This is a genomic window from Variovorax soli, assembly GCF_031454625.1.
Taxonomy (GTDB): domain Bacteria; phylum Pseudomonadota; class Gammaproteobacteria; order Burkholderiales; family Burkholderiaceae_C; genus Variovorax; species Variovorax soli_A.
Genome location: NZ_JAVDRF010000010.1, coordinates 119751 through 143597, shown reverse-complemented (window position 1 = coordinate 143597; position 23847 = coordinate 119751). Strand labels below are relative to the sequence as shown.

The following is a 23847-nucleotide window of genomic DNA, read 5'->3' as shown; positions in this document are numbered from 1 at the left end:
ATGCGCAGGCGCACCGTGCTCGGGACAAGCACCTGCTCAGGCAAGCGCGGCAGGCTCGGCGCGCGGCACGGCTGCGAGCAGGGCCTGGGTGTACGGATGCTCGGCATGCGCAAACAGCTGCTGCGGCGCGCCGCGCTCGACGATCAGGCCGCGGTGCAGCACGCAGACCTCGTCGCACAGGTGGTTCACCACCGCGAGGTCGTGGCTGATCAGCAGGTAGCTGATGCCGAACTTCTGCTGCAGCTCCTGCATCAGGTTCAACACCTGTGCCTGCACCGAGACGTCGAGCGCGCTCACCGGCTCGTCGGCCACGATGAGCTTGGGGCGCGTGATCAGCGCACGGGCGATCGCGATGCGCTGGCGCTGGCCGCCGGAGAACTCGTGCGGGTACTTGTCGAGGTCGCCGCTGCGCAGGCCGACGGCTGCCAGCGATTCGCCGGCCCGCTCACGCTGCTCGCGTCGGCCGGTCTCGGCGAGCGCCTCCAGCGGCTCGGCCACGATGCGCGCCACGGTCTGGCGCGGGTCCAGCGAGCCGTAGGGGTCCTGGAACACCATCTGGACATCGCGCCGCGCCGCGCGCAGCGCGTGCCGGGGCAGCGCGTGGAGATCGCGTCCGAGGAGCTTCACCGTCCCGGCCGTCGGGGTGTCGAGCGCCATCACCAGGCGCGCGATGGTCGACTTGCCCGAGCCCGACTCGCCGACGATGCCCATGCTGCGCCCCGGCTGCAGACTGAAGCTCACGCCGTTGAGCGCCTTGACGGTGGGCGGCGGGCCGAAGAGGCGTTCGCGCGGCAGGTTGTAGTGGCGTACCAGATCGGCGACTTCGAGGAGCGGGATCATTGGGCTGCCTTCGCCTTCAGCCGCGGTGCGAGCCTCTTTCGGCACCGCCGGTTGTGGCCTCATGCAGACGCTCCTTCCGCGATCACCTGGCCCAGGCGGATGCAGCGCACCTCGTGGCCGTGCGGCATGGGCGTGGGCGGCGGCCGAGTCGCGTGGCAGTCGTCGATGGTGAAGCGACAGCGTCCGGCGAAGGGGCAGCCGCCCGGCAGGTCGACCAGATCGGGCACGCTGCCGCGGATGGTGGCCAGCTTCTGCCCGCGCGCCGCGCCGAGCGCCGGCCGGGCGGCGAACAGTCCCTGCGTGTAGGGGTGGGCCCGCTCCGCGAAGACCGTGGCCGTGGGCCCGCTCTCCACCACGCTGCCGCCGTACATCACCAGCATCTTCGAGACGTTCTGCGCGATCACGCCCAGGTCGTGGGAGATCAGGATCAGGGCCATGCCGCGTTCGTCCACCAGGCCCTGGATCAGTTCGAGGATCTGCTTCTGGATGGTGACGTCCAGCGCGGTGGTGGGTTCGTCGGCGATCAGCAGGTCGGGCCCGCAGGCCAGCGCCATCGCGATGCCGATGCGCTGTCGCTGCCCGCCCGAGAACTGGTGCGGATAGGCGTCGAGGCGCGAGGCCGCGTCGGGGATGCCGACGCGTTCGAGCAGGGCCAGCGTCTCCTTGCGGGCATCGGCCCGCGACAGGCCGCGATGCAGCCGCAGGGGCTCGCCGACCTGGCGCCCGATCGTGTGGACCGGGTTCAGCGCCGTCATCGGCTCCTGGGAGATCATGCCGATGCGGTTGCCGCGGATCTCGCACATCGCACGCTCCGGCAGGCCGACGAGCTCGGTGCCATCGAAGCGGATGCTGCCGGTCACCTTGGCCGTCGAAGGCAGCAGCCCCATCAGCGACTGCACCGTGATCGACTTGCCACAGCCCGATTCACCGACGATGCCCAGCGTCTCGCCGCGCGCGAGCGTGAAACCGATGCCGCGCACTGCCTCGGCGGGGCCACGCTGCGTCTGCAGTTGCACGTGGAGGTCTTCGACTTCGAGCAGAGGCATGGAAGGCTGGAGATCAGCGGGCGCGGGCCAGGCGCGGGTCGAGCAGATCGCGCAGGCCGTCGCCCAGCAGGTTGAGGCCGAGCACCGCCAGCGCGATCGCGAGGCCGGGGAACACCGCGAGCAGCGGTGCCTGGAACATCATGGTCTGGGCCTCGCTCAGCATGCGGCCCCAAGAGGGCTGCGGAGGCTGCGTGCCCAGGCCAAGATAGGAGAGGGCGGCCTCGGCCAGGATCGCGATGGCGAAGCGGATGGTGGACTGCACGATCAGCACCGCCGAGATGTTGGGCAGCACATGCTGCAGGGTGATCGCGAAGGCACCCTTGCCGCAGGCCCTCGCGGCGGCCACGTATTCGCGCGACCAGATGGCGTTGGCCGAGGCGCGCGTGATGCGCGCGAAAGTCGGGATGTTGTAGATGCCGATCGCGATGATCGCGTTGACGATGCCGGCGCCGAAGACCGCCGTCATCATGATGGCCGAGAGGATTGCCGGGAAGGCCATCGAGAAGTCGGCGAAGCGCATGATGGCTTCCTCGACCCAGCCGCGCCTCGCTGCCGCGAGCAGGCCCAGCGCCGTGCCGACCACGAGGCCGATGCCGACCGCAATCAAGCCCACCAGGATGGAGGCGCGCGCGCCCACCAGCAGCAGCGATGCCACGTCGCGCCCGAAGGTGTCGGTGCCCAGCCAGTGGGCGGCCGTGGGCGGCTTGAGCTTGTTGGCGATGTCCATCTCGTAGGGCGACCACGGCGTCCAGGCCAGGGACACCGCGGCGGCCAGGACCAGCAGCAGCGTGAGCACCCCGCCAAGGACGAAGCTGCGGTGATGCAGGGCGCGGCGCCAGAAGCCGGGGACCTTGAATGCGGCAGCGCTGGGAATGGAAGCAGGAGCGGCGCTCATATGTCGCTCGCCTTGATGCGCGGATCGATGACGGCGTAGAGCACGTCCACCACGAAGTTGACGATCACCACCATTGCCGCCAGCAGCATCACGCAGTTGCGCACCACGATCAGGTCGCGATTGCTGATGGCCTGGAAGATCAGCCGGCCGAGGCCCGGGAGATAGAACACGTTTTCCACCACGATGGTGCCGGCCAGCAACTCGGAGAACTGCATGCCCATGACGGTGATCACGGGGATCATCGCGTTGCGCAGTACATGGGTCCACAGCACGGCGCGCTGCGACACGCCCTTGGCGCGCGCGGTGCGGACGAAATCCTCGCGCATCACCTCCAGCACGGCAGAGCGGGTGATGCGCGCCAGGATCGCGGCCTGCACCACGGCGAGCGAGAGCGCGGGCAGCAGCAGCGCCTTGAGCCCGGCGAGCACCCCGTCGTCCCAGCCCTCGAAGCCGCCGGCCGAGAACCACTGCAACTGCACCGAGAAGACCAGGATCAGCAGGATGGCGAACCAGAAGTTGGGGATGGCGATGCCCACCTGCGTCAGTCCCATCAGGCCGACGTCGCCCAGCTTGTTGTGGCGTGCCGCGGCGGTCACGCCCACCAGCAGGGCGAGCACGGTGGTGAAGGCCATCGCGAGCAGCGCCAGCGGCACGGTCAGCGACAGGCGCTCGAGGACCAGCTCGATCACCGGCGTGCTGTAGGCGTAGCTGTCGCCGAGATCGCCGGTGAGCAGGCCGCCGATCCATTGCCAGTAGCGGGTCCAGGCGGGCTGGTTCAGGCCCAGCTTGGCGGCCAGGGCCGCGACGGCCTCGGGCGAGGCATCGGGGCCCATGAGCATCTGCGCGGCGTTGCCGGGCAGGATCTCGAGCACGAGGAAGACGATGACGGAAGCGCCGATCAAGGTGGCGATCAGCGTCACGAAGCGCTTGAACAGGAAGAGACTCATGGGGCGGGGCGCAGCATAACCCGACAGACGCAATGACCATGCCGGAAATGGCGACTCCCACTTTCGGCGGGGCGCCTTCACTGCCGCCGATGGGGGCTTCGGCCGCCTCCGGGCGGCCTGGCAGCAGGGGACGGATAATCCGCTCCATGGCCCTCATGATCACCGACGAATGCATCAACTGCGACGTCTGCGAGCCCGAGTGCCCCAACGATGCGATCTACATGGGCGAGGAGATCTACGAGATCGACCCGCACAAGTGCACCGAATGCGTGGGCCACTTCGACGAGCCGCAGTGCGTGCAGGTGTGTCCCGTGGCCTGCATCCCCAAGAACCCGGCCCACATCGAGTCGCACGAAACCCTCTGGCAGAAGTTCGAGCGGCTGGCCGCAGCGAAGGCGAGCGCGGCCGAGGGCAAACCGCCCGCGGCCGCGCAAGCCCACTAGCGGTTGTCTGCGCTGCGGCGACCGGCTGCCTTCTCTGCTTTCTTCTTCGCCGTGGCCACCGGGTCGTGGGCGCTGAAGTAATCGGGCGCCTTCTTGCCCTTCTTCTTTTTCTTCGGACTGTCGGCCTCCGGCCTCGGCATCGCAGGCCTGCTGTCGATGAGCGTGGCCTGGCGGACGGCCTGCGCTTTTTCCTGCCGCAGTCGCTCGCGTTCGAGCCGGTCGCCGGCGCTCTGCGCGTCGACGGTCGCGCGATCGGCGTCCCGCTTCTGGGCTGCATCGCGCGCGTCGTCGAGGGCGAGTGCCTTGCCGTCCGCGCAAGGCTGGTCGGTGTAGGTATTGCCGCAGCGCCAGGCGGCAGCGTTGCCGGCCGCTGCCGCAGGCGAGCTGCACAAGCAAGCCGCCATGGCCAGGGTAGCGATCCTGGATCTCGATTTCTTCATTCTTTTGACTCTCCCTTTTGCTTGGATGGTTCCGCTCAGGCCGGAGCGGGCGGTCCGCCTTCGCCCGGCTCTCGCCGCGGCGGTTTGGGGCGCGGCGGCTTGCTCGTGTGGATCAGCAGCGTTGCCTTGTCCATTTCGCCGGCGACCAGGGCCGGGAAGGCGTGCAAGGTGCGGGCGATCGCGTCGTCGATGGCGTCGCGCTGTTCTTTCAATGGTTTCTTCAGCACCCAGCCGATCACCTCGGACCTGACGCCAGGATGGCCGATGCCCAGGCGCAGCCGCCAGTAATCGTCGGTGCCCAGCTGCGCATGGATGTCTCGCAGCCCGTTGTGCCCCGCGTGGCTGCCGCCGCGCTTCAGCTTGGCCTGGCCCGGCACCACGTCGAGCTCGTCGTGCACCACGAGGATCTCGCAGGGCTCGATCTTGAAGAAGCGGGCCAGGGCGGCCACCGACTTGCCCGAGAGATTCATGAAAGTCTGCGGCTCCAGCAGCCACACCGGCTGGCCGCCCACCTGCATGCGGGCCACCAGCCCGTGGTAGCTGCGCTCCGGCGCCAGCGTGAGCTTGCGCTCGCGGGCCAGCGCGTCGATCCACCAGAAGCCGGCGTTGTGCCGCGTGGCTTCGTACTCGGGACCGGGATTGCCGAGACCGACGAACAACTTGATCATGGGGCGGAATTATGGCGTCGCCGTCCGCCAAAATAAAAAGGCCCGCGCGAGGCGGGCCGTCGTGGCGAAGCAGCGCGCGAGGCGATTACTTCTTCTTGGCGGGCGCAGCCTTGGCGTCCGTCTTGGCAGCGGCCGGCGCGGCTTCCGCGGTACCTTCTGCCGGCGCGGCTTCTTCAGCCACCAGCGGCGCAACGGCCGACACCACCACCGGGTTGCCCCTGCCGTGGCTGATGTACTTCAGGCCCTTGGGCAGCTTGATGTCGCTGACGTGCAGCGTTGCGTTCTTGGTCAAGCCGGAGAGGTCCACCTCGATGAACTCGGGCAGATCAGCGGGCAGGCAGCTGACTTCGAGTTCGGTCATCACGTGGTTCACGAGGTTGTGGTCCAGCTTGACGGCGGTGGACTCTTCCTCGCCCTTGAAGTGCAGCGGCACCTTGACGGTCATGCGCGTGCGGGCATCGACGCGCTGGAAGTCCACGTGCTGCACCAGCGGACGGAAGGGGTGGTATTGCACGTCGCGCAGCAGCACCTTGCTGGTGGCGCCGCCCATTTCCATCTCGAGGATGGAAGAGTGGAAGGCTTCCTTCTTGAGTGCATGCCACAGCGCATTGTGATCGAGCTCGATCAGCTGGGGCTGGCCTTCGCCCCCATAGACGATACCGGGCGTCTTGCCCGAAATGCGGAGACGGCGGCTCGCACCCGTGCCCTGCTTGGCGCGCTCATAAGCGACGAATTTCATGACTCACTCCTGTGGAAGTCGACCGCGACCAGTGCGACTCCGGTTTAAAAAGGGCGCCGCGAGGGCGCCCGGCTTCTTGCTCAGGCCTGAAGAAACCTCAGAAGAGGTTCTCCTGGTCCGAGAACAAACTCATCACCGACTCGCCCTTGGCGATGCGCTGGATCGTCTCCGCGATCAGCGGCGCCACGGAGAGCTGGCGGATCTTGGCGCAGCCCGTCGCGCCATCGTTGAGCGGGATCGTGTTGGTCACGACCACTTCGTCGAGTGCGCTGCCCTTGGCGATGCGCTCGATGGCGGGGCCCGAGAAGATGGGGTGCGTGCAGTAGGCGTACACCTTCTTCGCACCGCGTTCCTTCAGCACCTCGGCAGCCTTCACCAGCGTTCCGGCGGTGTCGATCATGTCGTCCATGATCACGCAGTTGCGGCCGTCGATTTCGCCGATCACGTGCATGACTTCGCTCACATTGGCGCGAGGGCGGCGCTTGTCGATGATGGCGAGGTCGCAATTGAGCTGCTTGGCCAATGCGCGTGCGCGCACCACGCCGCCGACGTCGGGCGAGACCACGATCAGGTCTTCGTAGTTCTGTTGGCGCAGGTCGCCCAACAGCACGGGCGAGGCGTAGATGTTGTCGACGGGGATATCGAAGAAGCCCTGGATCTGGTCGGCGTGCAAGTCCATGGTCAGCACACGGGCCACACCCACGGTTTCGAGCAGATTGGCTACGACCTTGGCGGAAATCGGCACCCGGCTCGAGCGCGGACGGCGGTCCTGGCGCGCATAGCCGTAGTAGGGGATGACGGCACTGATGCGCTCGGCCGAGGCGCGCTTGAGCGCGTCGACCATGATGAGCAGTTCCATCAGGTTTTCGTTGGTCGGCGCGCAGGTGGACTGGACCACGAACACGTCGCGCGCGCGGACGTTCTGGTTGATCTCGACGGTGACTTCGCCGTCGGAGAAGCGCCCGACGCGGGCGGCGCCCAGCGAGGTGCCCAGGTTCTGCGCGATCTCGGCGGCAAGGCCAGGATTGGCGTTGCCGGTGAAAACCATGAAATCAGGATGGTGAGCCTGCATGAGCGTCCCGGCAAAAAGGAAATGGCCCGTTTGAGGGGCCGCCAATACTCTCGTGAATGAGGATTTGGCAGGGGAGAAAGGATTCGAACCTTTGCATGCTGGAATCAAAATCCAGTGCCTTAACCAGCTTGGCGACTCCCCTACACAGGTTGGCGGCCAGAAGCCACCCACCGATATACGTCGCATCAGACCACAAAAGCGCTCTGACCTTCTAGACCGCCCAACCCACCATGGGATGAATGGCCAGATTGCTGCACTTGCGAACCTGCCAGCCCGAGGGCGCACTGGCCAGTTCAACGTCATGCGTCATTGCCGCGAACACCGAACTCCCCGAACCGGTCATGCGAGCCTGGAGTCCGTGATGACCGAGCCATGCAATGGCGTCGGTGACGGCGGGACACAGCCTCTCTGCAACCGGCTGCAGATCGTTGCGACCGAAGCCGAGACTCTTGATCTCGCCCCCGTCTCGTTCAGCGTGTGCAGCAAAGCCAGAAATTATAGCAGCAGGCGTGGCGCGTTGAAGATCGGGTGCTGCAAAAATAAGACGGGTATCCAGCCCTTCGGTCGGCTTGACGACCGCGAACCGCCCCGGCGGCACCTCGATCGGCGTGATCTGTTCGCCGATGCCTTCGATCCAGGCGTTGCGCCCCCGGAGGAAAAAGGGAACGTCGGCGCCCAGCGTCAGCCCGATCTGCTCCAGCTTCGACCGCGGCAGGTCCAGGCCCCACAAACGGTTGAGCGCCAGCAGACACGTGGCCGCGTCCGAGGAGCCGCCGCCCATGCCGGCCTGCGTCGGCACCTCTTTCGCAATGCCGATGTGGGCGCCCTGCGTCGTTCCGGAGAAAGCCTGGAGTGCCTTGGCGGCGCGCAGCACCAGGTCATCGGACGGCAGGGGCGTTGTGAGGTCCTCGCGCGTGAGCTGGCCGTCACTGCGCAACTCCACATGCAGGGTGTCGCACCAGTCGATCAGCATGAACACCGACTGCAGCAGGTGGTACCCGTCTGCACGCCGGCCGGTGATGTGCAGAAAGAGATTGAGCTTGGCCGGTGCCGGAAGGTCGTAGATCGCCTTCATGCGCGTTCGAAGACGATGCGCAGATCCGCCCGCGGCTGTGGGGACTCGCGTATGGCCTGAAGCCGGCCTGCGCTAACCTGGGAGAGGTCCGGCCGCCAGCCGGGCACCCGCTCTTCGCGACCGGCCAGCCAGCCGAACAGCGCGCCGACCGGGATGACGGCGCCCGTGGCGGCCTCGATGAGCGCGTCGACCGAGTCGAAACGCCGTGTCTGGCTGCCGTTCTTCAGCAAGGCTTCGCCCGGCGCCCAATGCAGCTGGGCCAGTGTGTTGCCGATGGGGCTCGTGAGGATGAGCTCGCCGGCCTGCGGAACGCCGCGCAGTTCGAACAGGGCCGAGAAAGTCTGTACCGGTTCGCTGTCGACGCGCAGCGAAAGCCGGCCGCTCCAAGCCTGCCCGGAAGGTTCGCCCGGCGGGCCGCCAGGGCTGGCGCAACCCGCCGCCAACAGCAGGCCGGCCCAACCTGCGCAAAGGGCGACGCGACGCTTCAAAGCTTCACCCGCAGGCGCTTGAGCGTCTCCTGCAGCGTCTCGTTGTCCGCATCGACCAGGAAGACTTCCTTCCAGATCGACATGGCGCGATCGCGCTCGCCCTTGACCCAGAGCACCTCGCCGAGATGCGCCCCGATCTCGGGGTCGGGCCTGCGCTTGTAGGCGGCCTCGAGAATGCGCATGGCTTCGTCGCTGTTGCCGAGCCTGAACTCGACCCACCCGAGGCTGTCGGCGATGAACGGATCCTCGGGCGCAAGCTGCACGGCCTTCTTGATCAGCGTGCGCGCCTCCTCGAGGCGGACCTTGCGATCGGCGAGCGAGTAGCCGAGCGCGTTATAGGCGTTCTGGTTGTCAGGCTTGAGCTCGATCAGCCTGCGCAGCAGGCGCTCCATTTCGTCGAGGCGGTTCAGCTTCTCGGCCACCATCGCCTTGTCGTAGATCAGGTCCGTGTCCTCGGGCTTGGCCGAGCTGGCCTGCGTCAGCATGTCGTAGGCGGCCTGGTACTGCTTGGCGTCCCGCAGCAGTTGGACTTCGGCCATGAACTTTTGCTTCTTGTCCTCTTCGGTGCGCTCCGGCAGGGCCCGGACCAGCTCCCGCGCCTGGGGCAGCTTGCCCTGCCGGGCCAGCAGCGCGGCGCGCCGCGTCTGCGCGCCCACCAGATCTTCGGTACTGTCGATACGCGACAGCCAGTGCTCGGCGCCCACGAAGTCCTTGCGGCGTTCCGCCAGCTGCGCCAGCAGCAGGAAAGCCTGGGTCTGGCCGCGGCCGCGCGCTTCGGCATCGGGCTGGGTATCGGCCATCGCGATATAGCGCTTGAGCGAGGATTCGGCTGCCGCATCCTGGCGTGCCTGGGCCTGCAGGCTGCCCAGCAGCAGCCAGGGCTCGGGCAATTCGGGGCGTGCGGCGGTCAGCGCGGCGAGCTCCGCGCTCGCATCGGTGTAGCGGCGGCCCTCCACCAGCACGCGCGCGTAGGCAATGCGCATCTCGGGGAGGGCCTTGGGGCCGGCAAGGTAGCGCTTGACCAGCGTCTCGGCCTCCGGCTGGGCAGGGTCCACCAGTTCGAGGGCCAGCATGGCCGGCCCATCGGCCGACGGGTCGATCTCCTCGCCCTTGCGCGCGGCTTCGAGCGTGCCAGCCGCGTCGCCCGCCGCCAAGCGCAGGCGGCCTATGGTGGTCCAGGCCGGGCCACCGGTGGCCGGGCTCTTGAGTTCCTCCGCCAGCGCCTGTTCGACGACCGAAGCCGCCAGCTTCTTGTCGGTGGCCCGGGCGTAGTTGCGCGCGATCAGGGCCATGAGGAAGGGCCGCTCTACCTGGGGCGTGGCTGCCAGTTCGGCCTTGAGCGGCTCGACGGTTTCGGCGATGCGGTTCAGTGCGATGAGGATCTGCAGCTCGAAGCGACGAGCCTCTCGCGAGTCGGGGAGGCTCTCCTTCCAGGCGCGCGCCGCGGCCAGCGCGGCGTCGCCGGAACGCGCCTGGAGCGCGATCTCCACGGCGCGCTGGAACAGCTTGGCGTCGCGCGAGCGGCGCGCTGCATCCAGCACCAGCGCATAGCCCGAACCGGGGTCGCCGGAGCGTGCCGTCAGCTCGGCCATCAGCACTTCGTAAAAGAGCTCGGCGGTCATCGCCGACGGTTGCGCTTTTTCTTCGCGCGCGGCGGTGGCCGCAGCGGTCGTCACGGGCGGCGCCGCCGGTTCGACGAGGGGCGCAGGGCTGGTCGGTGCTGCGGGGGCGGGCGTGATGGGTTGCGCGTGCGCAGCCAGGGAGACGAGGGCCAAAAGCGCGGCCGCCGCAAGGCGGGATCGGCGGAGCGAGGGGATCATCGAGCCATAATAATCCAAGGTTTTCGAGCGATGGCCGCGCGGGGCTTCGATCTCGCCCTGTTTTGATGTCAGCCTTCCTCCATGCCTGAACTGCCCGAAGTTGAAGTCACGCGGCTCGGTTTCGCCAAGCGCATTGAAGGTGCGCGCATCGAAGCGGTGCGGCTGGGCAAGCCGCTTCGATGGGCCCTCGCCGTGGATCCCGCGGCGCTGGTCGGGCGCACGGTGCACGCCGTGCGCAGACGGGGCAAATATCTGCTGGTCGACATGGACGTCGGCCTGTTGCTGATGCACCTGGGTATGTCAGGCAGCCTGCGTTTCGACACCCTGCTGCCCGAGCCCGGGGTGCACGATCATTTCGATCTCGTGACGAGCCTCGGCACGCTGCGGCTCAATGATCCGCGGCGCTTCGGCGCGGTGGTGTACGCAGAAGACGAAGCTGCGCCGCTGGCGATCAAGCTGCTGGGTGGCCTGGGGATGGAGCCGCTGGAGGCGAGCTTCGATGCCGATCGCTTCCACGCAGGCCTCAGGCGCCGCAAGGCACCGATCAAGCAGGTGCTGCTGGCGGGCGACCTGGTGGTGGGCGTCGGCAACATCTACGCCTCCGAGGCGCTGTTCCAGGCCGGCATTCGTCCGAGCCTGTCTGCGTCCCGCATCAGCCGGCCGCGCGCGCTGCGGCTGCACGCGGCGGTGCGGGAAATCCTCGCGCGGGCGGTCGAGCGTGGCGGCAGCACGCTGCGGGATTTCTCCAATGTCGATGGGCAGAGCGGGTATTTCCAGTTGGAGGCCACCGTCTACGGCCGCGCCGGCGAGCCATGCCGGGTGTGCGCCACTCCGGTGCGGCAGGTGCGCCAGGGTCAGCGCTCCACTTATTTTTGCCCGAAGTGCCAAAAGTACTGAAAGCCCGGCAGACTACTGCCACGCAGCGCCAAGTGGGTGCTAATATTTTGTAAGCAACCCTTACACGCCCTTGACTCGCTCCTTCAATCAGCAATTCGACCAGCACGGCGCCTGGCGACGCAATTTCGCGCACCGGCTCAAATGGCTGGCGCGCTGGCTGGATGAAAACGAGCTCCTGGACCAGAGCGTAGCCGAGCGCCTGCGCGAGCTGGAGTCGCAAATGCGTACCAGCAAGGTCATGGTCGCCTTCGTGGCCGAGTTCTCGCGCGGCAAGTCAGAGCTGATCAATGCGATCTTCTTCGCCGCGTACGGCCGCCGCATCATGCCGGCCAGTGCAGGCCGCACGACGATGTGCCCGACGGAGCTGGGCTACGACTCGACTTTTCTCCCCTGCCTCCGCCTGCTTCCCATCGAAACCCGGCTCGAGCCGCATTCGCTGGCCCATTGGCGCGACAAGGCCGAGCACTGGACCGAAATCCCTATCGACGTCGAAGACGCCGAGCAGCTCTCGCAGACCATGAACAAGGTGGCCGAGGTCCGGCGTGTGCCGCTGGCCGAGGCGCGTTCACTGGGCTTCTGGAGCGACGAATCGCCTGACGACAACCCCGTGCCCGATGCCGAGGGCCAGGTCGAGATCCCGCGCTGGCGCCATGCGCTGCTGAACATGCCGCACCCTCTGCTCGAGCAGGGGCTGGTGATCCTCGACACCCCTGGCCTCAACGCAATCGGCGCCGAACCCGAATTGACGGTGAGCCTGATTCCGCAGGCCCACGCGGTGGTCTTCATCCTGGGCGCGGATACTGGCGTGACCCGCTCCGATCTCGCGATCTGGCGCGAGCACCTGATCACCGAGGGCGATCCGGGCGAAACCCGCATCGTGGTGCTCAACAAGATCGACACCATGTGGGACACGCTGAGCACGCCCGCCCAGATCGATGCCCAGATCCAGCGCCAGCGCAAGGGCGCCGCCGAGCTGTTGGGCGTGCCGCTCGCGCAAGTGCTTCCGGTCTCGGCGCAGAAGGGGTTGCAGGCCAAGATCCGGCGCGACGTGCCGCTGCTGCAGGCGAGCCGGCTGCCCGCGCTCGAGTCCGTGCTGGGCGAGGGCCTGCTCGGCAAGCGCGAGCGCATGCTGCGGCTGGCCGTGGACGCCGGCATTTCCGCCCTGCAGGCCGAGGCGGCGCGCATCCTCAAGGTGCGCCAGCGCGATCTCTCGGAACAGGCGCTCGAACTGCAGGGGCTGCGCGGCAAGAATGTCTCTGTCATCCGCCACATGCGCACCCGCATCGAGCAGGAGCAGGCCGAGTTCGAAGGCAGCAACGCGCGCATCCTGGCGCTGCGTTCGGTGCAAGGCAAGCTGCTGCGCGAGGTGTACGCCGTGCTGGGCAGCACTGCGCTCAAGGCCGACATGGCCCGACTGTCCTCCTCGCTCAAGCGGCCCGGCATCAAGTTCAACGTGCGCAAGGTGTACGGCGCGACCTTCGACGCGCTGCGCAACAACCTCCGCGAGGTGCAGGCGACCACTGCCGAGATCCAATCGATGCTCCACGCCACGTTCCGCCAACTCAATGCCGAGCACGGCTTCGCGCTGCAGGCACCGGCCGAGCCTGACCTGACGGGTTTCCAGGAGCAGCTGAGCCAGATCGAGCGCAGCCACGTCCATTACCTCGGCATTGGCAACGTCTTGAAGCTGGCGCAGCCCGACTTCTGCGACAAGCTCGTGCGCGCGCTGGCAAGCCGCCTGCGCGTCGTCAACGAGGCTGCCATGACCGAGGTGGAGCGCTGGAGCAAGGGCGCAGGCGCGCAGCTCGACACGCAGCTCAAGGAGCGCCGCCGAAATTTCACCAAGCGCATCGAGGCCGTCGAGCGCATCCAGGGCGCCGCGGGCAACCTCGACGAGCGCCTGTCCGAGCTCGCGGCCCAGGAGGTCGGGTTGGCCGAGTTGCATGTGCGCCTGCGCGAGTTCACAGCGCTGCTCACGAGCAACGAGGCACCTTCCGCGGCTGCGGCGCGCAGCGAACTCAGTGCCGCCTGACGCTCTGAAGCCGGCGTCTGTTGCAGCGCCGGCGGATCTGGCCGCGCGCATCGTGGCCTGGCAGCGCAGCCACGGCCGCAGTACGTTGCCGTGGCAGAACACCCAGGATCCCTACCGCGTGTGGCTGTCGGAGGTCATGCTCCAGCAGACCCAGGTCTCGACCGTGATGGGCTATTTCGCACGCTTCCTCGAGCGCTTTCCGACTGTGCAGGCACTGGCCGCGGGCAGCGAGGACGAGGTCCTGGGCCTGTGGAGCGGCCTGGGCTATTACAGCCGGGCACGCAACATGCACCGCTGCGCCCAGGAGGTGCTGTCGCGCTTCGGCGGCGCCTTCCCACGCACGGCGGCCGAGTTGGCGACACTGCCGGGCATCGGCCGTTCCACCGCCGCCGCCATCGCGGCCTTCTGCTTCGGCGAGCGGGTCGCGATCCTCGACGGCAACGTGAAGCGCGTGCTGACGCGGGTGCTGGCCTTCGAGGGCGACCTGGCGTCTTCGGCGCAGGAGAAGGCGCTCTGGGCCATGGCAACGGAGCTCCTGCCGCCTGCGGCGCAGCGGCGCGCCATCGCCGCCTACACCCAGGGCCTCATGGACCTGGGTGCCACCCTGTGCTTGCCGCGCAAGCCCAGCTGCATGATCTGCCCGGCCAGCGAGCTGTGCGCCGGGCGGCGCGAGGGGGCGCCGGAGCGTTTCCCGGTCAAGACGCGCAAGCTGCGCCGCGGCGCGCAGTCCTTGTGGATGCTGAAGGCGTTCGACTCGGCCGGGCGCGTGTGGCTCGAGAAGCGCCCTTCACGCGGAATCTGGGCCGGGCTCTATTGCCTGCCGGTCTATGAGAGCCGCGCTTCGCTGCTGGACGAGCTCGCGCCCGATGTGCGCCCAGCCGCTCGCGACGATCAGGCCTTCCTGCACGTCCTTACGCACAAGGACCTGTACCTGCACCCGGTGTCGGTGCCGTACGAGGCCGAATGCGCGCCGACCGATTCCGGGCGTTGGTTCGGGGCCGTCGAGTGGTCGGCGCTGGGCCTGCCGGCCCCAGTGCGCAAGCTGCTTGCCGTGGCTTAAACCTGCGCGTCCAGCTCGCGGTGCCGCTTGAGCGCGACCCAGCGCGTGCTGAAGCCGCGGGCCAGCTGCTCGACCAGGAACACCGAGCGATGCTGGCCGCCCGTGCAGCCGATGGCCACGGTCACATAGCTGCGATGGTCGCGCGCCAGTGCATCGAGCCATCGAAGGAGGAACTGCTCGATGTCGTCATACATGCGCGCGACATCGTCGTGCTCGCGCAGCCACTCGATCACCGGTGCGTCGCGGCCGGTCAATGGCCGGAGGGCGGGCACGTAGTGCGGGTTGGGAAGCATGCGCACGTCGAACACGTAGTCGGCATCGAGGGGCACGCCGCGCTTGAATGCGAAGGATTCGAAGACCAGTGTGAGCGCGCTTTCGGGTGCCGCGATCAGCGACTTGATGTAGCTCTGCAGCTGCGCCGGCCGGATGATGCTGGTGTCGATCACGTCGGCACCGTCGCGCAGCTCGGCCAGCAGCTCGCGTTCGAGCTCGATGGCCTGCACCAGCACGCGCTGATGCTCCGGCGCATCGGTGCTGCCGTCGTTGCGCGACAGGGGGTGGCGGCGCCGGGTCTCCGAATAGCGGCGCATCAGTGCGTCGGTGGTCGAGTCCAGGAACAGCGAGCGCAGCGACACGCCTTCTTGCCGCAGCCGGTCGAGCTGCTGCGGTACCAGCGGCAGCGAGACGCCGCTTCGCACATCCATCGCGATCGCCACACGCACCGCCTGCTGCTCACGCTGCAGGGCGACGAAGGGCATGAGCAGCTCGGGCGGCAGGTTGTCGACGCAGTAGTAGCCCGCGTCTTCCAGCGCGTGCAGGGCGACGGACTTGCCCGAGCCGGACATGCCGGTGATCAGCACGAGTTCGAGGCTCATGGCGACGTTTCCGGCGCCTGGCTGCCCAGCATTTCGCGGGCGTGAGCGAGCGAAGTCTGCGACATGCGCTCACCGCCCAGCATGCGCGCGATCTCGCGGGTGCGGGTGTCTTCGTTGAGCACCGACACGCTGCTTTCGGTGCGGATGCCGTCCTTGGTCTTGGCGCTGGTCTGCTGCTTGGCAACGAGCAGATGATGGTCGGCGCAAGCGGCTACCTGGGGCAGGTGGGTGACGGCCAGCACCTGCCGGTCTCGGCCCAGCTGCTTCATGAGGCGGCCGACAGTCTCGGCCACGGCGCCGCCGACGCCGGCGTCGACCTCGTCGAAGATCAGGGTCTGCGCGGTGCCCAGCTGGCTCGTGGTGACGGCGATCGCCAGGGCGATGCGCGACAGCTCGCCACCCGAAGCCACCTTGCCGATCGCACGCGGCGTGCTGCCCGGATGGCCCGCGACCAGGAAGGCGATGTCTTCGAGCCCGTGCCGGGCGGGTTCGGCCAAGGCTTCCAACGCGACTTCGAAGCGGCCGCCCTGCATGCCCAGGCCCTGCATGGCCTTGGTGACCGCCTGGGCCAGGCGCGGTGCCGCCTGCCTGCGCGCCTTGCTCAGGGCCTTGGCCTCCTTCATGTAGGCCTTTTGCGCGGCCTCCTCGGCGCGTTCCAGGGCTTCCAGGTCGCTTTGTGCGTCCAGCGTCTGCAGCTCGGCCTGCCAGCCGGCGAGCAGGGCGGGCAGCTCGGCCGGCGTGCGTTTGTAGCGGCGGGCCAGCGACATCCAGAGGCCCATCCGCTCGTTGAGTTCGGCGAGCCGTTCCGGGTCCGTGTCGGCTTGTCGCAGATAACCGTGCAGGGAGTGCGCGGCGTCCGAGGCCTGGGCGACGCTCGAGGACAGCACCTCGCCCAGCTCCTTGAAGGCCGGTTCGATGTGCTCGCAGTTCTGCAGCAGCGTCACGGCCCGGCTCAGCGCGGCGAGCGCGCCGCCCTCGTCGTCTTCCAGCGCGCTGCAGGCGCCCTCGGCCGCATCGATGAGTGCCTGCGCGTTGGAGATGCGGGTGTGGCTGGCCGAGAGCTCGTCCCATTCGTCGGCGCCCGGCGCGAGTTTCATGACCTCGTTCACCTGCCACTGAAGGCGCTCGCGCTCTCGCTGCAGCGAGTCCTGCGCCGAGCGTGCCTTGTCGAGCGTCGCGATGGCCTGGCGCCACCCTTGCCAGGCCTGTGCAAGCGCCGCATCGTCGGCGCCTGCATAGGCGTCGAGCAAGCCGCGCACCGCCTCGGGACGGGTCAGGCTCTGCCAGGCATGCTGGCCGTGAATGTCCAGCAGCCGATCGCCCAATTCCCGCAACTGGGCCGCGGTGGCAGGGCTGCCGTTGATCCAGCCCCGGCTGCGGCCCTGGAGATCGACCGTCCGGCGCAGCAGCAGTGCATCGCCGGCTTCGAAGCCGCCCTCGTCCAGCCAGGCGGCGAGGGCCGGGTCGGCATCGAATTCGGCGCTGACATCGAGGCGTTCGGCACCTTCGCGGACGGCGCCCGCGTCGGCCCGATTGCCGAGCGCCAATTGCAGGGCGTCGATCAGGATCGATTTGCCGGCGCCGGTTTCACCGGTGAGAACCGTGAAGCCCTCCGCCAGATCGAGTTCGAGCGCGCGCACGATCACGAAATCGCGCAAGGCGATACGACGCAACCCCATGTCAATGCCCGCCCTGGGTCGCGAAAAACTCGGAAGGCGCTCGCAAGGGGCAACGGACGGGTTGAGCAGCGTGCGGGCTCATGGATCAGGAACCTCCTTCGTTCCAATGCAGCTTCTTGCGCAGCGTGTCGAAATAGCTCCAGCCTCGCGGATGGAGAAAGCGCACGCGGTACTGCGAGCGCCGCACCACGATCTGGTCGCCGATGGCCATGGTCGCGAGGGATTGCATGTCGAAATTGGCACTCGCGTCACGGCCGCCGACCAGCTCGATGGAGACTTCGTCCGCATCCGGCAGCAGGATCGGGCGGTTCGAGAGCGAGTGGGGCGCGATCGGCACCATGACCCAGCCCGGCACCGCCGGATGCAACAACGGGCCACCGGCAGACAGCGCATAGGCGGTGGAGCCGGTGGGCGAGGCGATGATCATGCCGTCGGCGCGGTGGTTGGCCACGAAGTGATGGCCCACAGAAACCCGCAACTCCACCATGCCCGAGGTGGCGCCGCGGTTGACGACCACGTCGTTCATGGCAAGCGCGTCGAACACCGAGACGCCCTTGCGAACCACGTTCGCCTGCATCAGGCTGCGGTGGTCTTCCTCGTACTCTCCGGCCAGAATCGGGACCAGCACGGTCTGGTAGTCGTTCAGGGCAATGTCGGTGATGAAGCCCAACCGCCCGCGGTTGATGCCGATCAGCGGCAGGCCATAGCAGGCGAGCTGGCGCCCGATGCCGAGCATGGTGCCGTCTCCGCCGACCACCAGGCCCAGGTCGCATTTCCGCCCGATCTCGTCGACAGACAGGGCGGCGTAGCGGGTCCGCGCCCGCTCTCCGTCGTCCGTCTGCTCGACGAAGACCTCGCAGCCCCGGGATTCGAGAAAGGCGCCGATGCCTTCCATCACCTCGTCCAGCGCACCGGCCGGCACGCGCGCGCCGGAAGCCTGGTACTTGCCGATCAATGCGACGCGCCGGAAGCTGGATGTCATCTGCAAATTACAACACTAAAATCTTTCAATGCTGGACGATCGCGCCAAGTTGCTGCTCAAGACATTGGTCGAGCGATACATTGCCGAAGGGCAGCCGGTGGGCTCACGTACGCTCTCCCGTGCCTCGGGCCTCGAGCTGTCGCCGGCGACCATTCGCAATGTGATGTCCGATCTCGAAGGGCTGGGCCTCATCGTCAGTCCCCATACCTCCGCCGGCCGCATCCCCACGACCCGCGGCTATCGGATGTTCGTCGACACCATGCTGACGGCGCAGCGTGAGCAGTTCGCAGCGCCGAGTCTGCCGCCCGATCAGCCGCAGAAGGTGATCGCCAACGCCGCCAACCTGCTGTCGAACCTGTCGCAGTTCGTTGGCGTGGTCATGGCGCCGCGCCGTGCCTCGGCGTTCCGGCAAATCGAATTCCTGCGCCTGTCGGACCGCCGCCTGCTGGTGATCATCGTCTCGCCGGACGGCGACGTGCAGAACCGGGTGATCTTTCCTGAAGTCGACTATTCGCAGTCGCAGCTGGTCGAGGCTTCGAACTACATCAACGCGCATTTCGCGGGCCTGTCGATCGAGCAGGTGCGTGACCGGCTGCAGTCGGAGATGGAGCAGCTGCGCAGCGAGATCGCGGCCCTCATGCAGGCGGCGGTCCAGGTCAGTTCCGAGGTGCTCACGGAGGCTCAGGACGAAGTCGTGATCGCCGGCGAGCGCAACCTGCTCGCAGTCACCGATTTCTCGAGCGACATGAGCCACCTGCGCCGCGCCTTCGAACTCTTCGAGCAAAAGGCGCAGCTGTTGCGCCTGCTGGACGTTTCGAGCAAGGCGGAAGGCGTTCGCATCTTTATCGGCGGCGAAAGCCAGGTCGTGCCCTTCGACGATCTCTCGATCGTGAGCGCGAATTACGAGGTGGACGGCGAAGTGGTCGGGACGCTCGGCGTGATCGGACCGACACGCATGCCTTACGACCGCATGATCCAGATCGTCGACATCACGTCCAAGCTGGTCTCTAACGCGCTGAGCCACCGCAAATAGGCAGGGCAACGTGCCCACTAGAATCCCATTGCGTGGGCCGTTAGCTCAGCTGGTTAGAGCAGCGGACTCATAATCCGTTGGTCCCTGGTTCAAGCCCAGGACGGCCTACCACCAACCCGACTGCAAGTTCGCGTTCTTCCCGGGGGCACCTTTGCCCCCCGCCGAAGCTCAGCGAGCAAGAAAGATGGCAGCTGCCACGAGCGCCACCAGTGTTCCAATCGCCACATTGCGGAGCCATCCCTTGCTGCGCTGTTCCGGCTGCTCAAGTCGACCGTGGAGGGTCAGCTCGTCAAGTTGCGAGGGCATGCTCTCGAGATCGTCAGCGTGGAAACGATTGTGGGTTGTGAGTCGGTTGGCCATCTCTGCAACTGAAGTGAGGGTTAGGAGACGGAGCGCATTCGCGTCGCGAAACGAAGAAGGGCTGTGTCACCCCGACTGTTTCAAAAAGGCGCCTCGTGTAGCTAATTGTAGCTACATGCCATGACGTGCCGGTGTGAAAAGTTCACGTCGACCCCCCTGCGTTTCACTTACCATTCCCTTACAGTTATTGCCGAACGGACTGAGCCGCTGAGTACGGAGGAAAACATAGTCGCTGAAAAGAAGACGCCCTTCGACGTGCTCGGCACGCATCCGTTCCCGCAAGAACAGTGGCGTTGCGCCTTTGTCTCCGAGTGGGCCCGGCTTTCGGAAGGTTGCGCAGACCAGGTGCAAACGGCCGAGGCTGCCGAGGAGTTGTACGCCCGGTACGGCGCCCGAAACCCGACCGAGGTCGCGCGCGAGGAGTGGGGCGATCCCTCTTGAAGCGAAGGACCGCTTGAAAGTTGCTCGAGCAGCATGTTGGCATGGGTGTGCCAAAAGGGGGTCCAACAGCATGCTATACTCGCAAGCTGTGCGGCTGTAGCTCAGTTGGATAGAGTACTTGGCTACGAACCAAGGGGTCGTGGGTTCGAATCCTGCCAGCCGCACCAAATCAAGAAAGCCTGCAACGAGAGTTGCAGGCTTTTTTCCTTTGGAGCTTCAAGCCATGAGCAAAGCATTCACCAAGGAGATCGACGATGACGACGGCGCCGCCGCCATGCCGTCGCTGCCCGCCGGGGGCAAGAACTACATCACGCCGCAGGGCTATGCGCGTCTGCGCGATGAGTTGCTCGAATTGATGGACGTGGAACGGCCCAAGGTGGTCGAGGCGGTTCACTGGGCGGCCAAGAATGGCGACCGATCCGAGAACGGCGACTATCTCTATGGCAAGAAGCGCCTGCGCGAGATCGACCGGCGTATCCGCTTCCTGACCAAGCGGCTCGAAGTGGCCGAGGTGACGGACCCTTCCGTCCACCATGGCCGCGACCAGATCTTTTTCGGTGCCAAGGTCCGCTATGCGGACGAGACGGGCGATGAGCGCGAGTTGACCATCATGGGCATCGACGAGGCCGAGAGCGCCCAAGGCCAGGTGAGCTGGATTTCCCCGATCGCCCGAGCCCTGCTGAAAGCGCGTGAGGGCGACGTGGTCAAGCTGGCGACGCCCGGTGGCGTGCACGAGATCGAAGTGCTGTCGGTGAGCTACCCGCCGCCATCACCTGGCGGTTGACGCTCAAGGCGCCGGAACAGTCCGCGCCGCAGCGAGTACGGAGGGCGTGCGCCGCGCCGCGCGCAGCACGGACTCGAGGTGGGTGCGGTCTCGCACGGCGATCACGAAGCGAAGGTCGGTGGAGTCCTGCGGCGTCTCGTCGGCCATCTCCACGTGTGTGATGTCGGCTTCGGCATCCGCCAGAGTGGCAGCGACGCGTGCCAGCACGCCCTTGTCGTTGCGCACGGTGATCACCACGCCGGTTTCGAAAGTCCGCACCGGCTCGTCCGCCCATTCGACCGCGAAGAAGCGCTCGCTGTCCTTGTGCCGCAGGCGCTGGCCGACGCCGCAGGCTTCCGTATGCACCACCAGGCCTTCGCCGTGGCCCAGGTAGCCCACGATGGCGTCGTCGGGAATGGGTCGGCAGCACAGCGCAAAGCGCACCGAGGAGTTCTCGCTGCCGTCCAGCGTGACAGCACCTTGGGAAACGGCCTCGTGCGCGGTGAAGCGTTCGCGGCTCAGCATCAGGGCGTCCGGCTTCTCGCCGCGCTCCGACAGCAGCGCCATCAGCCGCTTGGCGACGATGGTGGCTATGCGCTTGCCCAGGCCGATGTCGGTCAGCAGTTCCGAGCGGGTGCGATTCCCGGTGAAGCGCAGCAGTTTCTCCCAGATCTGCTGATGTGCCTCGTTGTCTTCCGGCAGATTGCCGAGCCCCTCGGCCCGCAGCGCCTGCGCCAGCAGTTTTTCGCCCAGGCCTTCCGACTCGGCATGCGCCAAGGTCTTGAGGTAGTGGCGGATCTTCGAGCGCGCCCGGCCGGTGCGCACGAAGCCCAGCCAGGCCGGATTGGGCGTCGATACGGGGGCCGTGATGACCTCTACCACGTCCCCGTTCTTGAGCTCGGTGCGCAGCGGCACCTGATCGCCGTTGATGCGCGCCGCGGACGTGTGGTCGCCGATGTTGCTGTGGATGGCATAGGCGAAATCGACAACGGTCGCGCCGCGCGGCAGCGCCAGGATCTGGCTCTTGGGCGTGAACACGTAGACCGCATCCGGGAAGAGGTCGACCTTGACGTGATCCCAAAACTCGGCGGCGTCGCGCGTTTCGTCCTGGATGTCGAGCAGGGACTGCAGCCACTTGGTGCCCAACCGGTCACCGGTCGCCGCGCTCGGCTCCGCGGCCTTGTAGAGCCAATGGGCCGCCACGCCGGACTCGGCGACCACGTGCATGGCCTCCGTGCGCAGCTGGAACTCGACACTGACGCCGGCCGGCCCGACCAAAGTGGTGTGCAGAGACTGGTATCCGTTGAGCTTGGCGATGGCAATGTGGTCCTTGAACTTGCCCGGAAGAGGCTTGTACATCTGGTGCAGGATGCCCAGCCCGGTGTAGCAGGCGATGACCGTCGGCACGATCAAGCGGAAGCCGTAGATGTCGGTGACCTGGGCGAAGCTCAGGTGTTTTTCTTCCATCTTCCGGTAGATGGAATAGAGCGTCTTCTCGCGGCCTGCGATGCGCACGCTCATGCCGGCCGCGGCAAAGGCGGTTTCCAATTCCTGCTGTACCTTTTGGATCAGGTCGCGGCGCCGGCCGCGCGCCTTGGCGACGGCCTTCGCCAGAATCGCATAGCGCCAGGGGCGCAGGTGGCGGAAGGACAGGTCCTGCAGTTCGCGGTAAGTCTGGTTGAGCCCCAACCGATGCGCGATGGGAGCGTAGATCTCCAGGGTTTCGCGCGAAATGCGGGCCCACTTCTCGCGGGGCGCATCCTCGAGCGTGCGCATGTTGTGCGTGCGGTCCGCCAGCTTGACCAGGATGACGCGCACGTCGCGCGCCATCGCCAACAGCATCTTGCGAAAGGACTCGGCCTGGTTCTCTTCGCGCGTGTTGAAGCGCAGCTTGTCGAGCTTGGTCAGGCCGTCGACCAGTTCCGCGACCGGGGCGCCGAATCGCTCGATCAATTCCGATTTGGTGACGCCGCAATCCTCGATCGCATCGTGCAGAAGGGCAGCCATCAATGCCTGCGCGTCGAGTTTCCACTCCGCGCATTGGGCGGCCACTGCGATAGGGTGGGTAATGTAGGGCTCGCCGCTGTTGCGCAATTGGCCCAGGTGAGCTTCGTCGGCGAAGCGGTAGGCGCGGCGCACCTGCTCGACATCCTCGGCGCTCAGATAGTCCAGGCGGTCGGTGAGCGCGGCAAAGCTGGCGGCAGCCGCGTTCAGCGCCGCCGGACTGGGCCGGGGCGTGCCTTTGGGGGCACCTGACTTGGACTTGACGACCGCGCTCATCCTTGTCACTTTAGCTTGGCCGCCGGTTCGATGTCTTTGTGCAACAAAAAAGCACCGCGTTGCGGTGCTTTTTTGTTGCAGGTGTGCGTCAGCTCAACCCGGGACTTTCTTGAGCATTTCGAGGCCGATCTTGCCTTCGGCGATCTCGCGCAGCGCCGTGACGCCCGGCTTGTTCTTGCTCTCGATCTTCGGTGCATGGCCCTGACTCAGCATGCGCGCACGGTAGGTGGCGGCCAGCACGAGCTCGAAGCGGTTCGGGATTTTTTGCAGGCAATCTTCGACGGTGATACGGGCCATGAGGGTCTTTCGGCTTACGGGCGGGAAGTGATCTGGATCAGGGAATGTTCAGCGCGGCGAAAGTATCGGCACGCGCCCGGCGCTGTGCGGAGTACCGAAGCCGTTGAGCGTGGACGATCGCCTTGAGGTCGAAAAGTGCGCGCTCAAATAACTCGTTGATTATAACGAAGTCGAATTCGTTGGCGCGCGCCATCTCTTTCGCGGCGTTCTGCAGGCGCAGCTCGATGACCTCCGCGCTGTCTTCGCCGCGCCGCTCCAGGCGCGACCGCAGCTCTTCCCAGCTTGGCGGCAGGATGAATATCGTCACCGCATTGGCGAAGGTCTTGCGGATCTGGGTCGCGCCCTGGAAATCGATCTCGAGGATGACGTCCGCGCCCTTGGCGAGGCGTTCCTCGATGGCCTTTTTGGAGGTGCCGTAGCGCTGCCCGTGCACGTGCGCCCATTCGATGAAGGCGCCGCCGGCGACCATCGCGTCGAATTCCCCGTGCGGGACGAAGAAATACTCGCGGCCGTGCTTCTCCTGGCCGCGCGGCGGCCGCGTGGTGTGCGACACCGAGGGCTGGACGGCAGTGTCGAGCTCCATCAAAGCCTTGACGAGGCTCGACTTGCCGGCGCCACTCGGCGCCGCGACCACGAAGATATTTCCGGGGTAATCCATTCGCGCGTTCCCTGTTT

At 66.7% G+C, this 23847-nt stretch carries 24 protein-coding genes and 3 tRNA genes; 8 read left to right on the top strand and 19 right to left on the bottom strand.

Features of this window, described 5'->3' with window-relative positions; all coding sequences use genetic code 11:
* Nucleotides 1-36: 36 nt before the first annotated feature.
* Genes J2739_RS20880 through J2739_RS20865 form a run of 4 tightly spaced genes read right to left on the bottom strand, consistent with a single transcriptional unit; the run spans nt 37 to nt 3728 of the window.
* Nucleotides 37-840 (bottom strand): ATP-binding cassette domain-containing protein, encoded by an 804-nt coding sequence (locus J2739_RS20880; RefSeq protein WP_309905146.1) that lies wholly within the window; start codon nt 838-840, stop codon nt 37-39.
* Nucleotides 841-899: 59 nt separating this feature from the next.
* Complete coding sequence (locus J2739_RS20875; RefSeq protein ID WP_309905144.1) at nt 900-1886, bottom strand: ABC transporter ATP-binding protein; 987 nt, start codon at nt 1884-1886, stop codon at nt 900-902.
* Nucleotides 1887-1899: 13 nt separating this feature from the next.
* Complete coding sequence (locus tag J2739_RS20870) at nt 1900-2781, bottom strand: ABC transporter permease (RefSeq protein WP_309905142.1); 882 nt, start codon at nt 2779-2781, stop codon at nt 1900-1902.
* Nucleotides 2778-3728, bottom strand: coding sequence for an ABC transporter permease (locus tag J2739_RS20865; RefSeq protein WP_309905140.1), 951 nt, complete (start codon nt 3726-3728; stop codon nt 2778-2780). The genes J2739_RS20870 and J2739_RS20865 overlap by 4 nt, the downstream gene beginning before the upstream one ends.
* A gap of 146 nt (nt 3729-3874) precedes the next feature.
* On the opposite strand from J2739_RS20865, the gene J2739_RS20860 reads away from it, so the two are divergent.
* Nucleotides 3875-4171, top strand: a complete 297-nt coding sequence (locus tag J2739_RS20860; RefSeq protein WP_309905138.1) for a YfhL family 4Fe-4S dicluster ferredoxin — start codon at nt 3875-3877, stop codon at nt 4169-4171.
* Here J2739_RS20860 and J2739_RS20855 read toward each other — a convergent pair.
* The 8 genes from J2739_RS20855 to J2739_RS20820 all read right to left on the bottom strand — a co-directional run bounded on the left by J2739_RS20855 (nt 4168) and on the right by J2739_RS20820 (nt 10473).
* Entirely contained in the window at nt 4168-4611 is a 444-nt protein-coding gene (locus J2739_RS20855) for a hypothetical protein (protein ID WP_309905135.1), read from the bottom strand. The genes J2739_RS20860 and J2739_RS20855 overlap by 4 nt on opposite strands.
* Nucleotides 4612-4646: 35 nt before the next feature.
* On the bottom strand, nt 4647-5279 hold the full coding sequence (pth, locus tag J2739_RS20850; protein WP_309905133.1) for an aminoacyl-tRNA hydrolase: 633 nt from the start codon (nt 5277-5279) through the stop codon (nt 4647-4649).
* Between the two features lie 85 nt (nt 5280-5364).
* The gene (locus J2739_RS20845) at nt 5365-6018 is read right to left on the bottom strand and encodes a 50S ribosomal protein L25/general stress protein Ctc (protein WP_309905131.1); all 654 of its coding nucleotides are present in this window, start codon (nt 6016-6018) and stop codon (nt 5365-5367) included.
* 97 nt (nt 6019-6115) lie between these two features.
* Nucleotides 6116-7090 carry a ribose-phosphate pyrophosphokinase gene (locus J2739_RS20840; RefSeq protein ID WP_309905129.1) on the bottom strand — a complete coding sequence of 325 codons (975 nt, stop codon included), beginning with the start codon at nt 7088-7090 and terminating at the stop codon, nt 6116-6118.
* A gap of 65 nt (nt 7091-7155) precedes the next feature.
* Nucleotides 7156-7232 (bottom strand) — tRNA-Gln (locus tag J2739_RS20835).
* Between the two features lie 69 nt (nt 7233-7301).
* Nucleotides 7302-8165, bottom strand: coding sequence for a 4-(cytidine 5'-diphospho)-2-C-methyl-D-erythritol kinase (ispE, locus tag J2739_RS20830; protein ID WP_309905127.1), 864 nt, complete (start codon nt 8163-8165; stop codon nt 7302-7304).
* On the bottom strand, nt 8162-8653 hold the full coding sequence (locus J2739_RS20825; RefSeq protein ID WP_309905124.1) for a lipoprotein insertase outer membrane protein LolB: 492 nt from the start codon (nt 8651-8653) through the stop codon (nt 8162-8164). The genes ispE and J2739_RS20825 overlap by 4 nt, the downstream gene beginning before the upstream one ends.
* Nucleotides 8650-10473: a tetratricopeptide repeat protein gene (locus tag J2739_RS20820; protein ID WP_309905122.1), complete on the bottom strand. Its 1824-nt coding sequence runs from the start codon at nt 10471-10473 to the stop codon at nt 8650-8652. The genes J2739_RS20825 and J2739_RS20820 overlap by 4 nt, the downstream gene beginning before the upstream one ends.
* Nucleotides 10474-10554: 81 nt before the next feature.
* Between J2739_RS20820 and mutM the strand changes: the two genes are divergently transcribed.
* The 3 genes from mutM (at nt 10555) to mutY (ending at nt 14462) form a co-directional block, all read left to right on the top strand.
* The gene (gene mutM / locus J2739_RS20815) at nt 10555-11370 is read left to right on the top strand and encodes a bifunctional DNA-formamidopyrimidine glycosylase/DNA-(apurinic or apyrimidinic site) lyase (protein WP_309905120.1); all 816 of its coding nucleotides are present in this window, start codon (nt 10555-10557) and stop codon (nt 11368-11370) included.
* Between the two features lie 70 nt (nt 11371-11440).
* Nucleotides 11441-13402 (top strand): dynamin family protein, encoded by a 1962-nt coding sequence (locus tag J2739_RS20810; protein ID WP_309905118.1) that lies wholly within the window; start codon nt 11441-11443, stop codon nt 13400-13402.
* Nucleotides 13392-14462, top strand: coding sequence for an A/G-specific adenine glycosylase (mutY, locus tag J2739_RS20805; protein WP_309905116.1), 1071 nt, complete (start codon nt 13392-13394; stop codon nt 14460-14462). The genes J2739_RS20810 and mutY overlap by 11 nt, the downstream gene beginning before the upstream one ends.
* On the opposite strand, the gene rapZ is transcribed toward mutY, so the two are convergent.
* From rapZ to J2739_RS20790, 3 genes are all read right to left on the bottom strand, one after another.
* Entirely contained in the window at nt 14459-15337 is an 879-nt protein-coding gene (gene rapZ, locus J2739_RS20800; protein WP_309905114.1) for an RNase adapter RapZ, read from the bottom strand. The genes mutY and rapZ overlap by 4 nt on opposite strands.
* A complete protein-coding gene (gene recN / locus J2739_RS20795) occupies nt 15334-17016 on the bottom strand; it encodes a DNA repair protein RecN (protein ID WP_309905112.1) in 1683 nt (560 codons plus the stop codon). The genes rapZ and recN overlap by 4 nt, the downstream gene beginning before the upstream one ends.
* 85 nt (nt 17017-17101) lie before the next feature.
* Nucleotides 17102-17998, bottom strand: a complete 897-nt coding sequence (locus tag J2739_RS20790; protein ID WP_309905110.1) for an NAD kinase — start codon at nt 17996-17998, stop codon at nt 17102-17104.
* A 28-nt stretch (nt 17999-18026) separates the two neighbouring features.
* Here J2739_RS20790 and hrcA point away from each other — a divergent pair, with 28 nt between their 5' ends.
* Nucleotides 18027-19031 (top strand): heat-inducible transcriptional repressor HrcA, encoded by a 1005-nt coding sequence (gene hrcA / locus J2739_RS20785; RefSeq protein WP_309905108.1) that lies wholly within the window; start codon nt 18027-18029, stop codon nt 19029-19031.
* A 34-nt stretch (nt 19032-19065) separates the two neighbouring features.
* A tRNA-Ile gene (locus tag J2739_RS20780) sits at nt 19066-19142 on the top strand.
* A gap of 57 nt (nt 19143-19199) precedes the next feature.
* Here the strand turns inward: J2739_RS20780 and J2739_RS20775 are convergent.
* Complete coding sequence (locus tag J2739_RS20775; RefSeq protein WP_309905106.1) at nt 19200-19391, bottom strand: hypothetical protein; 192 nt, start codon at nt 19389-19391, stop codon at nt 19200-19202.
* Between the two features lie 531 nt (nt 19392-19922).
* On the opposite strand from J2739_RS20775, the gene J2739_RS20770 reads away from it, so the two are divergent.
* Nucleotides 19923-19999 (top strand) — tRNA-Arg (locus J2739_RS20770).
* 56 nt (nt 20000-20055) lie between these two features.
* Nucleotides 20056-20616 carry a transcription elongation factor GreB gene (gene greB, locus J2739_RS20765; protein WP_309905104.1) on the top strand — a complete coding sequence of 187 codons (561 nt, stop codon included), beginning with the start codon at nt 20056-20058 and terminating at the stop codon, nt 20614-20616.
* Between the two features lie 3 nt (nt 20617-20619).
* Here the strand turns inward: greB and J2739_RS20760 are convergent, their stop codons facing one another.
* The 3 genes from J2739_RS20760 to gmk all read right to left on the bottom strand — a co-directional run bounded on the left by J2739_RS20760 (nt 20620) and on the right by gmk (nt 23830).
* A complete protein-coding gene (locus J2739_RS20760) occupies nt 20620-22875 on the bottom strand; it encodes a RelA/SpoT family protein (RefSeq protein ID WP_309905102.1) in 2256 nt (751 codons plus the stop codon).
* Nucleotides 22876-22968: 93 nt separating this feature from the next.
* On the bottom strand, nt 22969-23172 hold the full coding sequence (gene rpoZ, locus J2739_RS20755; RefSeq protein ID WP_106555888.1) for a DNA-directed RNA polymerase subunit omega: 204 nt from the start codon (nt 23170-23172) through the stop codon (nt 22969-22971).
* A 37-nt stretch (nt 23173-23209) separates the two neighbouring features.
* Nucleotides 23210-23830, bottom strand: coding sequence for a guanylate kinase (gene gmk, locus J2739_RS20750; RefSeq protein ID WP_309905099.1), 621 nt, complete (start codon nt 23828-23830; stop codon nt 23210-23212).
* Between the last annotated feature and the right edge of the window lie 17 nt (nt 23831-23847).

Excerpts from the sequence above, each read along its gene's own strand:
- J2739_RS20880 (WP_309905146.1), bottom strand. The coding sequence starts at position 840 with ATGATCCCGCTCCTCGAAGTCGCCGATCTGGTACGCCACTACAACCTG.
- J2739_RS20875 (WP_309905144.1), bottom strand. The coding sequence starts at position 1,886 with ATGCCTCTGCTCGAAGTCGAAGACCTCCACGTGCAACTGCAGACGCAG.
- J2739_RS20870 (WP_309905142.1), bottom strand. The coding sequence starts at position 2,781 with ATGAGCGCCGCTCCTGCTTCCATTCCCAGCGCTGCCGCATTCAAGGTC.
- J2739_RS20865 (WP_309905140.1), bottom strand. The coding sequence starts at position 3,728 with ATGAGTCTCTTCCTGTTCAAGCGCTTCGTGACGCTGATCGCCACCTTG.
- J2739_RS20860 (WP_309905138.1), top strand. The coding sequence starts at position 3,875 with ATGGCCCTCATGATCACCGACGAATGCATCAACTGCGACGTCTGCGAG.
- J2739_RS20855 (WP_309905135.1), bottom strand. The coding sequence starts at position 4,611 with ATGAAGAAATCGAGATCCAGGATCGCTACCCTGGCCATGGCGGCTTGC.
- pth (WP_309905133.1), bottom strand. The coding sequence starts at position 5,279 with ATGATCAAGTTGTTCGTCGGTCTCGGCAATCCCGGTCCCGAGTACGAA.
- J2739_RS20845 (WP_309905131.1), bottom strand. The coding sequence starts at position 6,018 with ATGAAATTCGTCGCTTATGAGCGCGCCAAGCAGGGCACGGGTGCGAGC.
- J2739_RS20840 (WP_309905129.1), bottom strand. The coding sequence starts at position 7,090 with ATGCAGGCTCACCATCCTGATTTCATGGTTTTCACCGGCAACGCCAAT.
- ispE (WP_309905127.1), bottom strand. The coding sequence starts at position 8,165 with ATGAAGGCGATCTACGACCTTCCGGCACCGGCCAAGCTCAATCTCTTT.
- J2739_RS20820 (WP_309905122.1), bottom strand. The coding sequence starts at position 10,473 with ATGATCCCCTCGCTCCGCCGATCCCGCCTTGCGGCGGCCGCGCTTTTG.
- mutM (WP_309905120.1), top strand. The coding sequence starts at position 10,555 with ATGCCTGAACTGCCCGAAGTTGAAGTCACGCGGCTCGGTTTCGCCAAG.
- rapZ (WP_309905114.1), bottom strand. The coding sequence starts at position 15,337 with ATGAGCCTCGAACTCGTGCTGATCACCGGCATGTCCGGCTCGGGCAAG.
- recN (WP_309905112.1), bottom strand. The coding sequence starts at position 17,016 with ATGGGGTTGCGTCGTATCGCCTTGCGCGATTTCGTGATCGTGCGCGCG.
- J2739_RS20790 (WP_309905110.1), bottom strand. The coding sequence starts at position 17,998 with ATGACATCCAGCTTCCGGCGCGTCGCATTGATCGGCAAGTACCAGGCT.
- hrcA (WP_309905108.1), top strand. The coding sequence starts at position 18,027 with ATGCTGGACGATCGCGCCAAGTTGCTGCTCAAGACATTGGTCGAGCGA.
- J2739_RS20775 (WP_309905106.1), bottom strand. The coding sequence starts at position 19,391 with ATGGCCAACCGACTCACAACCCACAATCGTTTCCACGCTGACGATCTC.
- greB (WP_309905104.1), top strand. The coding sequence starts at position 20,056 with ATGAGCAAAGCATTCACCAAGGAGATCGACGATGACGACGGCGCCGCC.
- J2739_RS20760 (WP_309905102.1), bottom strand. The coding sequence starts at position 22,875 with ATGAGCGCGGTCGTCAAGTCCAAGTCAGGTGCCCCCAAAGGCACGCCC.
- rpoZ (WP_106555888.1), bottom strand. The coding sequence starts at position 23,172 with ATGGCCCGTATCACCGTCGAAGATTGCCTGCAAAAAATCCCGAACCGC.
- gmk (WP_309905099.1), bottom strand. The coding sequence starts at position 23,830 with ATGGATTACCCCGGAAATATCTTCGTGGTCGCGGCGCCGAGTGGCGCC.